Annotated in this window: 12 protein-coding genes and 1 pseudogene; 10 read left to right on the top strand and 3 right to left on the bottom strand. The window is 47.1% G+C overall.

Features of this window, described 5'->3' with window-relative positions:
• The first annotated feature begins 44 nt into the window (after window positions 1–44).
• The 9 genes from thpR (at window position 45) to AC5EF3_RS15560 (ending at window position 7,032) form a co-directional block, all read left to right on the top strand.
• Window positions 45–584 (top strand): RNA 2',3'-cyclic phosphodiesterase, encoded by a 540-nt coding sequence (gene thpR / locus AC5EF3_RS15600; RefSeq protein ID WP_493548714.1) that lies wholly within the window; start codon window positions 45–47, stop codon window positions 582–584.
• A gap of 126 nt (window positions 585–710) precedes the next feature.
• Complete coding sequence (locus AC5EF3_RS15595; RefSeq protein WP_493548713.1) at window positions 711–1,256, top strand: invasion associated locus B family protein; 546 nt, start codon at window positions 711–713, stop codon at window positions 1,254–1,256.
• Between the two features lie 60 nt (window positions 1,257–1,316).
• Window positions 1,317–1,817, top strand: coding sequence for a hypothetical protein (locus AC5EF3_RS15590; RefSeq protein ID WP_493548712.1), 501 nt, complete (start codon window positions 1,317–1,319; stop codon window positions 1,815–1,817).
• An 85-nt stretch (window positions 1,818–1,902) separates the two neighbouring features.
• Window positions 1,903–3,075, top strand: a complete 1,173-nt coding sequence (gene rlmN / locus AC5EF3_RS15585; protein ID WP_493548711.1) for a dual-specificity RNA methyltransferase RlmN — start codon at window positions 1,903–1,905, stop codon at window positions 3,073–3,075.
• A gap of 608 nt (window positions 3,076–3,683) precedes the next feature.
• A complete protein-coding gene (locus tag AC5EF3_RS15580) occupies window positions 3,684–4,103 on the top strand; it encodes a hypothetical protein (protein WP_049763113.1) in 420 nt (139 codons plus the stop codon).
• 189 nt (window positions 4,104–4,292) lie between these two features.
• Window positions 4,293–4,724, top strand: coding sequence for a DUF350 domain-containing protein (locus AC5EF3_RS15575; protein ID WP_012777940.1), 432 nt, complete (start codon window positions 4,293–4,295; stop codon window positions 4,722–4,724).
• A 35-nt stretch (window positions 4,725–4,759) separates the two neighbouring features.
• Window positions 4,760–5,596 carry a S1 family peptidase gene (locus tag AC5EF3_RS15570; RefSeq protein WP_493548710.1) on the top strand — a complete coding sequence of 279 codons (837 nt, stop codon included), beginning with the start codon at window positions 4,760–4,762 and terminating at the stop codon, window positions 5,594–5,596.
• Between the two features lie 12 nt (window positions 5,597–5,608).
• On the top strand, window positions 5,609–6,502 hold the full coding sequence (pyrF, locus tag AC5EF3_RS15565) for an orotidine-5'-phosphate decarboxylase (RefSeq protein ID WP_493548709.1): 894 nt from the start codon (window positions 5,609–5,611) through the stop codon (window positions 6,500–6,502).
• A gap of 26 nt (window positions 6,503–6,528) precedes the next feature.
• A complete protein-coding gene (locus AC5EF3_RS15560) occupies window positions 6,529–7,032 on the top strand; it encodes a paraquat-inducible protein A (protein WP_012777937.1) in 504 nt (167 codons plus the stop codon).
• Window positions 7,033–7,042: 10 nt separating this feature from the next.
• Here AC5EF3_RS15560 and AC5EF3_RS15555 read toward each other — a convergent pair whose 3' ends face one another.
• The 3 genes from AC5EF3_RS15555 to tsaD all read right to left on the bottom strand — a co-directional run bounded on the left by AC5EF3_RS15555 (window position 7,043) and on the right by tsaD (window position 9,581).
• Complete coding sequence (locus AC5EF3_RS15555; protein WP_012777936.1) at window positions 7,043–7,336, bottom strand: YciI family protein; 294 nt, start codon at window positions 7,334–7,336, stop codon at window positions 7,043–7,045.
• A gap of 15 nt (window positions 7,337–7,351) precedes the next feature.
• Complete coding sequence (locus AC5EF3_RS15550; RefSeq protein WP_493548708.1) at window positions 7,352–8,344, bottom strand: NAD(P)H-dependent glycerol-3-phosphate dehydrogenase; 993 nt, start codon at window positions 8,342–8,344, stop codon at window positions 7,352–7,354.
• A 118-nt stretch (window positions 8,345–8,462) separates the two neighbouring features.
• Window positions 8,463–9,581 (bottom strand): tRNA (adenosine(37)-N6)-threonylcarbamoyltransferase complex transferase subunit TsaD, encoded by a 1,119-nt coding sequence (gene tsaD / locus AC5EF3_RS15545; protein WP_493548707.1) that lies wholly within the window; start codon window positions 9,579–9,581, stop codon window positions 8,463–8,465.
• Window positions 9,582–9,675: 94 nt separating this feature from the next.
• Between tsaD and AC5EF3_RS15540 the strand changes: the two are divergent.
• Window positions 9,676–10,081: pseudogene (locus tag AC5EF3_RS15540) on the top strand (hydroxymethylbilane synthase); the annotation flags it as partial.

Raw genomic sequence — 10,081 nt, 5'->3', positions numbered from 1 at the left:
AACTTAAGATTAGTTAAGCAAAGCGAACGTTTTTAAATAAAAACATGTCATATAGATTATTTGCCGCTCTCCCTATTCCCGACCATATATCCGAGATGCTCAAATCCATGCAAAATGGGTTGGATGGCGCAAAATGGCGACACAAAGAAAATTTTCATCTCACATTGAATTTTTACGGAAATGTCGAAGATCACACCGCCCATGATTTAGATGCAGCACTCGCGACGATCAACTTACCTCCAATAACACTGCGCCTAAAAGATGTTGGCCAATTTGGTGGATTTGATCCGCACACGCTTTGGGCTGGCGTAGAAGCCAATGAACACATTCTAAAACTCGCAAGCAAGTGCAAACGGCCCACAAGAGAGCTCAAACTCCATACGGATAAACACACCTATATCCCGCATGTTACTCTGGCTTACCTAAAAAATATCCCTCCGCACATCGTCAGCGAATATCTGCAACGTCATGCCATGTTTGAAACGCCAGAATTCACAATCGACAGGTTTGCACTCTATTCATCACGCCCGGGAAAGCATCAAAGTCTGTATGAAGAAGAAGCATCCTACCCATTACTTGGGTGAATATGACGACTCGAAATGACGTCACTGAAAAATGTCACGTGTTTTCTGATTCTGCCTCAATTATTTCATGGTTAATCTTCATAAACTGGGTTAGTTGTCCATCAACAAGCAAGGGGTTCACTGAACATGAACAGGTATTTTACAGATCAATCAGCAATGAAGTGTTTTGCATCATCAATGCGGTATTTTCTGTGTTTCTGTATCCTTTCGATTTCAGCTTCCACTGCCGCAAATGCACAAGTCAAAGCGATAGGCAGCTTTAAAGACTGGCAAGTCTTCACCCAAGAAGTTGACGGAGATCTCGTTTGCTTTGCCGCCACAGCCGCTTCAGATAAAGCCCCACAAGATGTCGTGCATGGTGATGTCCATTTTTTCGTTGCAAACTGGAAATCTGGTGCCGGCAAATCTCAACCCAGTTTAAAAGTCGGCTATGAATTGCGTGATGATTTACCACCGGAAGTCGTCATTGGTCGCGAACGCTGGCGCATGTACACTGCCGGAAGTGAAGGTTTTCTTGAAGACAAAAACGAAAACAGTGTTGTACGCTCCTTAAAAAGAGGAACCACCCTCCGCGTCGAAGCCGTATCAGCACGAGATACCCGAACCGCATATCATTTTTCACTCAGCGGATCATCTGCCGCGATTGATCGCGCCGAAGCGGCCTGTAGATAGTGCTTGGAAAGCTTTACCCCCTCGAGCTATTGTATATGATGGAATAAATCGGGAGTTCTCATGGCCCTTTCTCATGCCATCACATTTATATCTTGGCTCATTTTTATCATAGCTGGGCTAAGTTTTTGTGATCTGCACGGCGTGCTCCCACCCCTGCCAAAACTCATACAAACTTTGCTAAACCAATGGCAATTATATCTACATGAACCACTATCAGGATTTGTGGGCCCTAAAATTTTTGGCTTAATAGACCTAATAATTGCCGGAGGCATGGTCGTCTATTCTCTATTCCGGCAAAAGTCGCGTTTAAACCGTATCCACAAAGACCTGGCCATTGCATTAAGCCAACAGCCTGAAGCCGCTGCTTCTTTGGGAATGTCTTTTAATGCCTCCGACACCAAGGCCGTTTACAAATTAATTGAACGCGTAAAAACAGATAATATTCAAGCAGATCCGCCTCATCTTCCAAGATCTAATTGGCTATTCACCTCGCAAAGCATGGCGATGGTTGCTGTGTTATTCTTCACATCGATCTGGGTCTTTATTAACCAGCTACTCTAATCAAAATTTGATCCATCAAATCCCAAAATAATACCGTTTCAATATCAGACGTGACGCGGAAGACTTTTCACGTTATAAGCACGCCATGTCCACAGAACTTGATCTATCTCGCCGTCCAGCAAAACCTGCTGAGACAGGCCCCGTAAACCTTTCCGGCCTTTCGCTTGTAAAGCTGCGCGAACGCATGGAAGAAATTGGCATTGATAAGAAAAAAGCCAAAATGCGGGCAAAACAAGTCTCTCACTGGATGCACAATTTCGGCGTCACAGATTTTGACGACATGACCAATATCGCCAAAGACATGCGCGCCAAACTGGTCGAAAATCACATTATCGCCCGCCCCGACATCACAGAACACAAAGTCTCAGTTGATGGCACACAAAAATGGTTGTCGCGCTTTGGGCCTGGAATTGAAGCAGAAAGTGTATTCATTCCAGACGTCGCGCGTTCTGGCGCTTTATGTGTCTCCTCACAAGTTGGCTGTACACTTAGCTGCACTTTCTGCCACACAGGCACTCAAAAAATGGTGCGCAATTTAACCGCGCAAGAAATCGTCGCTCAGGTTTTGGTCGCGCGAGACACTTTAGGCGAATGGCCAACACCAAGCGAAAATCGTAAGCTCACAAATATCGTATTTATGGGCATGGGTGAGCCTCTCTATAATCTCGATAATGTGGTTGAAGCTATCGATACAATATCCGATTGCGAAGGCATTTCCATTGGTCGCCGCCGCATCACGGTTTCCACAGCCGGTGTTGCCCCTAAAATCCCAGAATTAGGTGCGCGTACAAATGCGATGCTGGCGATTTCACTGCACGCTACAAATGATGATCTGCGTGACGAAATTGTGCCGATCAACAAAAAGTATAATCTTGAATGCCTGTTTGATGCGATCCGGTCTTATCCAGACCTTGGAAATTCAAAACGCGTCACATTTGAATATGTCATGCTTAAAGATGTGAATGATAGCCTTGCCGAAGCAGTCGACCTGATCAAGCTTCTCAAAGGTCTACCTGCCAAAATCAACCTTATACCATTCAACCCATGGCCGGGCTCACCTTATGAGTGTTCCGATTGGGATAAAATCGAGACATTCGCTGAAGTGCTTAATCGTGCTGGTCTGTCAGCGCCTATTCGGACGCCGCGTGGCCGCGATATTTTTGCAGCATGTGGCCAATTGCGCTCAGAAAGCATCAAAGAACGCGCAAGTGACCGTCTAAAAGCAAAACTAGCTCAAAATTCAACAGCTGCCGAATAAAACCAGCATATACAATCGGACGAATAATCAAGTATTTTTGGCAGAGGCCAAAGGTTTAAACAGCCATATGTAGGCTCGCCTCACATACTGCTCAAAATGATACCTAAAATGCAAAAACGGCGGATGCTTTCATGAAGAAAACTTCCGCCGTTATCACAATCTACTCATACTCTACTGCAAGCTTTATAGCTTAAAAATGGTTTACAGAACATGAATAAACGCCCTGATTTCGCTAATAAACATTAATTTTTGTGGAAAAAAGAACCATTTTTTCAGCGTCACGCCGCCCAAAGCATAGCGCGGAGGAGTCGATCCATTAAAAACCCAAGATATCGAATCACCTTAAGTTTTAATATCGAATCCCCCGCAGTCGCCGCCATGCGAAACACTTAGCTGACAAATATCCGATCAGCTTTTCAAAATACAAATAACAGCTTCTGATTTACAATTTATACAAAGTTCGTGAAATTTCGGAGCTCTGCTGTAAACCTTTCTTTTTCCTTAACACAGGTTAAGCATGTTTTTGCAGATCACGGGACAGACAAGAGGTGACGTCTCTTTCAGATTTGTGTACCTCTAGCGTCGAGTTTTCAAAAGGTTACAAAGACATGGATAGTCTAGCTAATATATTTGCTGCTTCTGCTGCTGCCTTTGCTGGGGGTGCCGCCGCATCTGGTTGGACTGTCGCTGTTATCTTCGCGAACATCGCTTTTGACGGCCTTGATTATAACCGCGCCGATAGAATGCTACGCCGAACACTCCTTGTCTCATCTAATTTTCAAGCCATCCTGCTGGGCTGCGCATCAGTCTTTGCCCTGCTTTCCGGTTCAATTGTCGCATTTATAACCTGTCTGATAACGGCCTTAGGTTTTTTATCAAATGTATGGACACTCGCGCCGCGCAAAGGACCGCGCGTAACTGGCATGCGTGAAAACAGAAAAGGTAAACGCATGGTCGCTGTTGCCTTGACGATCATACAAACCTGTTTCGCCGCAGCAGGGGCTGTATTGGCAGCCTTTGGTATTTAATACATTTCTTCTAACGCCAAATCAGCAGTTAACATAAAAAACCCAGTTATATTTGTTGACATAACCTTGACCAAACAGCCAAGCGCCGTTTCATTGTCCGCTGTAAAATACACGCGTCTTTTTAATATTGCGAAGACGTATTCATCAAATGTGGCTTTGGCTCACAACGAATAAGAATATGAGGGTATTATGAAAGCTGCTGTAGAATCTTTTGTTTCGGGTTTTCCAGATTTCTTAATCTACACGGGTACAGCTGGCCTTCTTCTTCTTCTGGCTTGTACATTTTATATTCTTCTAACCCCTCAAAAAGAAATGGCGCTGCTTCGCTCAGGCAACGCTTCAGCAGGACTAGCATTAGCTGGTGTTATTGTTGGTCTCGCTATTCCAATAGCCTCTTGTTTGGCCTCATCTGTATCATTGGCAGATTTGATTATCTGGGGCATCGTGTCTCTATTAATACAAATTCTGGCTTTTCGGTTTGTGGATCTTATTCTACGAGACCTACCCAAACGTATCGAAAATGATGAAGCCGGTGCCGCCATTCTTTTGATTGCTGTGAAAATAGCTTCCGCTTTGATTATATCATCTGCACTATGGGACCCAAATGTCGCTCGGTTGTAGACTTGTTAGACCGTAACTCGCGAGAAACCTGCTAAATGCGTATTCCAGATTGGATCGTTTTATTTGCCGTTTTAGGTATTGTTCTGTGGGCATTGTTTTCAGGTGCACGCGATAGCGCAGACGCACCAGAAGCACCTCCCACTGAAATTTTCAGCGAATCCGGCAAAGCACTCCCACTTGCCAATGCCTATGATGAAGAAATCCTCGTCCAAATTGGTGAGGCTGCAGATGGTATCGGCACCGCTTTTTCTATAGATCAAAAAGGCCTATGGATGACAGCGCGTCACGTCGTTGATAGCTGTGAGAATGTCGGGCTTTTATATGGTGGTGGCCGCGTTATGCCAGTCACCGAAGTTTCAACGTCTGAAGATTCCGATATCGCCATTCTCAAAACACTGCGTGCCCCTCGCAGCCTCGCCATCGATGCATCTGAAAACTTGCGCCTCAACCAAGCAGGCTTTCATGTCGGCTATCCTCAAGGTGAACCCGGAGAAGTCTCTTCTCGCTTATTGGCGCGTTCTCGATTAATCACCCGTGGTCGCTATCGCAATGAAGAGCCCGTACTAACATGGGCTGAAATGGGCCGCACGCGCGGTTTAAAAGGCACGCTTGCAGGCATTAGTGGCGGACCCGTTTTCGATGTCGATGGACGCATTGTCGGTGTAACAGTTGCAGAAAGCCCGCGTCGGGGCCGTATCTACACAACGGCGCCAGAATCTTTGGCAATTGCCTTAAACGCAAATGAAGTCACTTCATCAAGTACAACAGGTATGAAATTTGGCACCGGCACTTATGGTCAAGAAGCTGACCGTCTGCGCAGAGAATTATCCGTCGTCAAAGTCATCTGTCACGCGCCCTCTACGCAAAAATAGCTCAGGAATACAATGACCTCTCCTACTCCCTTCGTAGACCGTTTGATGAAGGCCACGCTAGAGCTGGGCCCTTTGTGTGTTGGTGTTGACCCTCATTTTGGTAAAATCCCCGCTTTATTCGGCACGAACGGCGCAGAAGCTGTCGCCAATTGGGGTGAGGCTGTTATCGCGCGCTGTGAAGGCAAAGTCTCCATGGTCAAACCCCAAGCTGGCTTGTTTGAGCGTTGGGGTTCTAAAGGTGTTGCCGCTTTAGAGCGCGTGTGTGTCGCAGCTCAAAAAGCCAATTTGCTTGTGATGATGGATGCCAAACGCGGCGATATCGGCTCAACTGCTGTTGGATATGCTGAAGCTTATCTTGGCGCTGATGCCTGCGCCCCTTCAGATGCGATCACCGTTAATCCCTATATGGGGCTAGATACACTCGAACCCTTCGTCGAAGTTGCCATTCGTGAAGGCAAAGGCATTGCCGTGCTTGCCCGCACCTCAAATCCCGGATCAGCTGATTTCCAAGCCAAAGATTTAGAAGGCGCTCCCCTCTTTATGCGTGTTGCACAAGCGCTAAACCCGTTGGCACAGCGCTTACAAGGCAAAGAGACAAAATGGTCGGGCCTTATGCTTGTTGCCGGTGCCACAGGCCCAGAAGAAGCTCGCCTTCTGCGTGAAGCTGCACCCATTTGTCCGTTTCTTGTTCCTGGTTATGGCGCACAAGGTGCAGGCGCAGCCCAAGCTGTGGCTGGCTTTGTCTCTGGCCCTCAAGGCCTTGAAGGCGGTGTCGTCAATGCGTCTAGATCCATCACATTCCCAGAAGCTGCACAAAATGCATCAACTGCAAAAGAATGGGACATGGCTGTTGATGCTGCAATACAAGCAGCCCAAACTGATTTAAAAACAGCTGTCCAAAGCTAATTCCAGATCACAAGGGGGTGCTGGATATGAACACCCTTCGAAGCATTCTTGCTGCGACTTTCGTGCTCGCAGCTTGGCCATTATTAGCGGCCGGCTATTTGCTGCCGCTCGTAAAGCTCACCAAGCTTAAATTCTTCACTGAAACACCCTCCCTACTTTCAGTGATTGCAGGGCTCTCGATTGAAAAAGACTATTTTCTTGCAAGTGTGTTCGTCATTTTCACACTCTTCTTTCCAATCTCAAAACTCGCACTTCTCACAAGTTTAGTCTTCTCTCCTAAACGCCAATATTCTTCCACAACCAAATGGCTTGCGCGTCTTGGCAAATGGTCAATGCTGGATGTTATGGTTTTGGCAATCGGTGTCTATGCCGCTCACAGATCAGGATTTGCAGCGGCCGCGAGTCAGCCCGGCGCATGGTGCTTTACTGCCAGCATTTTGCTATCGGCTCTCGCAGCCGAATTTATACCAACACACATAAAAAAAGCGGCAGATTCCCAAACAGATACTGCCGCTCCCTCAATAGATTGATTACATCATCTTATTCGGGTGGGTTGATAACCCATTTATAAGCGCGCACATCAGATGAACAAAACAAACCTGCTTTGGCATATGGATCGTCAGCTGCAATTTGGTGGGCTGCATCAATATCATCAGCTTCAATCACAACAAGAGACCCTGCAACTGTTTCCCCATCATGCGCCATAACCGGCCCTGCTAGTTTAACTACATCCCCCAACCGGCGCAGATATTCTAAATGCGCCGGACGTGTTTCTGCGCGAATGGTTGGGCCATCTGGGCGGCGATCCATCGCGTAAATTGAAAAATAAGCCATAGAAACTATCCCCTTTTAATCTTCAGCTTTGAATGGTCGCTTCAACAGAGCCTCAATACCTTGAGAAAGCGTTATACGCTCCGCAACAATCTCCGCAACTGTTTCACAGATTGGCATTTCAACATTTAGATTTTTTGCCAATTGCGCGATTGCCGGTGCCGTCGCCACACCCTCAGTGACAGCCGTACGAGACCCCAGCACCTCCGCAACCGTTTGCCCCTGCCCCAATGCAAAACCAAAACTCATATTGCGAGATTGGGCTGATGAACATGTCAGCACCAAATCACCAAGACCGCACAAGCCTTTAAGCGTTTCCGCATTTCCGCCCATAGCCACGCCAAGGCGCGTTAATTCAGCAAAACCTCTGGAAATAAGCGCAGCATGGGCAGATCGACCAAGGCCTTTACCCTCGACAATCCCACATGCGATGGCTAGCACGTTTTTAACTGCGCCACCTGCTTCTGCGCCCAATATGTCATCGGAATAATAAGGTCTAAATTCTGGACGCCCAATTGCAGACATCCATCTCTCGCCCTCTTCTTGATTTGACGAAGCCAAAGTCACAGCTGTTGGCAAACCAAGTGCCACATCAATGGCAAAAGACGGACCTGACAACACAGAAGCAATTGCCCCCGGAATGCTCTCTTCCAAAACATCCGTCATCATTTTAAGAGACTTTGTCTCAAACCCTTTTGAACACAACATCACCGAAACACCCGGTTTTGCTGTCTTACCGAGTAACTCCAAACTTCCCCGCATAAATTGCGCAGGTGTCACGGCCATCACTGCATCACAATTGGAAATCTCGGCCATGTCCGAAGTCGCGTGAATACCCACAACATCTGCATCAGGTAGATATTTAGGATTTTTCTGAGTTGTGTTGATCGCTTCAACCACATCGTCTTCACGTGCCCATAAGACAACATCGCGGCCAGCGCGCTGCGCATTAATCGCCAGAGCTGTTCCCCATGCCCCCGCACCGATAACGCCGATAGTTTGAAAACTCACAAAACCTCCTCTTCACACCGCTTGGCGATGTTATACGACTCAATCGTTTTTATTATCTCGATTTTTAATGACCTTAAGCATGGAAACAAGCTAAAAACACCTTAGCCGTTCACATTCTTCATGCCTTCGCCCCCCTACGGCCTCCGCCATAAGCAGGTTTTTGGCTCGCCGCATCGCTATCTAAAGGCCAACGCGCCCGCGCACTCACATCCAGATCATCAAATGCATCTCGCTCGAATTTCTCTAGGCCAACAAGCGCGATCATTGCCGCATTATCAGTGCACCATTTCATAGGTGGCACGGCAAAATTAAATCCCGCATCCTCAGCCACGCTTTCCAATCGCGCGCGTATTGTCTTATTGGCTGCAACGCCGCCAGCAATCACAAACTGTAGATTGGACGTGTCAACGCGTTCCTTAAACAGATTCATAGCTTGCGATGTGCGCTTGGAAAGAATGTCCGCCACAGCATGTTGAAAACTCGCGCTTATATTCGCTTTTCGCGTATCAGATAGCGGCTCTAACTCAATCGCGCGACGTACAGCTGTTTTAAGACCAGCAAAGGACATATCAAGCGTGTCTTTACGATTGAGCAAAGGACGCGGAAGCTCCACCGCATTCTCATTTCCATCTTTCGCCCAGCGCTCAACCGCTGGCCCACCGGGAAATCCAAGCCCCATAAGTTTAGCCGTTTTATCAAACGCTTCACCGGGTGCATCATCAATCGTTGATCCAAGGCGCTCATACTCACCTAAATTTTTGACCATCAAAAATTGGCAATGCCCACCCGATACCAATAACAATAGATATGGAAAATTGATCTGCCCCGTCAAACGCGGCGACAAAGCATGGCCTTCAAGATGATTGACCGCCATGAATGGAATATCATGCGCAAGCGATATTGCTTTGCCCGTCATCAACCCCACAAGTACGCCGCCAATAAGTCCCGGTCCCGAAGTCGTGGCAACACCGCCAATATCTTTCCAGCCAATGTTCGCTTCCGACATCACTTCTTTGACCAGACCATCCATGCGCTCAACATGGGCACGCGCTGCAATTTCTGGAACGACTCCGCCAAAAGCTGCATGCTTGTCATCTTGGCTTGCGATGCGTTCTGAAAGAACTTCAACACTTCCATCATTGCAGCGTCGCACTAAAGCAGCGGCGGTTTCGTCGCAGCTTGATTCAAGCCCCAATATTATAGAAGGTTTAGAAGATGTTTGTTTATCTTGCGTCATGATGGGCGCGCTTGTACTCCCCATTAGTCACAATACCAAGTGAATGATGTCGTTTGAGCACGAAATTTATACAAAAACTGGAGAGACTCGGGACGTGAGCAACAAAAACTCGACACAAACTCAAGCAAAACCCCTCACCAATTCAACACAGATTGTCAAAATTGGTGCACGTGGATCGCCACTTGCTATACAGCAAGCTGAAGATTTTGCGGCTCGTTTTAAAGAAATTGTCGGGGATAAGGTCGAAATTGAGATCCACACTTTCACTACTTCCGGCGACCAATTATTAGATAAACGCTTACAAGATGCTGGCGGCAAAGGCCTATTCACAAGAGAGCTGGACATCGCGCAATTATCTGGACGCATCGATATTGTGGTTCATTCTCTCAAAGATGTACCAACAGTCCTCCCAGACGGATTGCAAATGGGATGCTATCTACCGCGCGAAGACCCAAGAGACGCATTATTTGGAAAAGTAGGCAATATCAAAGACCTACCTC

This window comes from Hirschia sp. (genome assembly GCF_058892565.1).
Note: the sequence above shows the minus strand (reverse complement) of the source record. Positions and strands in the feature narration are given on the sequence as shown.

Excerpts from the sequence above, each read along its gene's own strand:
- AC5EF3_RS15570 (WP_493548710.1), top strand. The coding sequence starts at position 4,760 with ATGCGTATTCCAGATTGGATCGTTTTATTTGCCGTTTTAGGTATTGTT.
- AC5EF3_RS15595 (WP_493548713.1), top strand. The coding sequence starts at position 711 with ATGAACAGGTATTTTACAGATCAATCAGCAATGAAGTGTTTTGCATCA.
- AC5EF3_RS15580 (WP_049763113.1), top strand. The coding sequence starts at position 3,684 with ATGGATAGTCTAGCTAATATATTTGCTGCTTCTGCTGCTGCCTTTGCT.
- AC5EF3_RS15560 (WP_012777937.1), top strand. The coding sequence starts at position 6,529 with ATGAACACCCTTCGAAGCATTCTTGCTGCGACTTTCGTGCTCGCAGCT.
- AC5EF3_RS15575 (WP_012777940.1), top strand. The coding sequence starts at position 4,293 with ATGAAAGCTGCTGTAGAATCTTTTGTTTCGGGTTTTCCAGATTTCTTA.
- AC5EF3_RS15590 (WP_493548712.1), top strand. The coding sequence starts at position 1,317 with ATGGCCCTTTCTCATGCCATCACATTTATATCTTGGCTCATTTTTATC.
- rlmN (WP_493548711.1), top strand. The coding sequence starts at position 1,903 with ATGTCCACAGAACTTGATCTATCTCGCCGTCCAGCAAAACCTGCTGAG.
- AC5EF3_RS15555 (WP_012777936.1), bottom strand. The coding sequence starts at position 7,336 with ATGGCTTATTTTTCAATTTACGCGATGGATCGCCGCCCAGATGGCCCA.
- tsaD (WP_493548707.1), bottom strand. The coding sequence starts at position 9,581 with ATGACGCAAGATAAACAAACATCTTCTAAACCTTCTATAATATTGGGG.
- thpR (WP_493548714.1), top strand. The coding sequence starts at position 45 with ATGTCATATAGATTATTTGCCGCTCTCCCTATTCCCGACCATATATCC.
- pyrF (WP_493548709.1), top strand. The coding sequence starts at position 5,609 with ATGACCTCTCCTACTCCCTTCGTAGACCGTTTGATGAAGGCCACGCTA.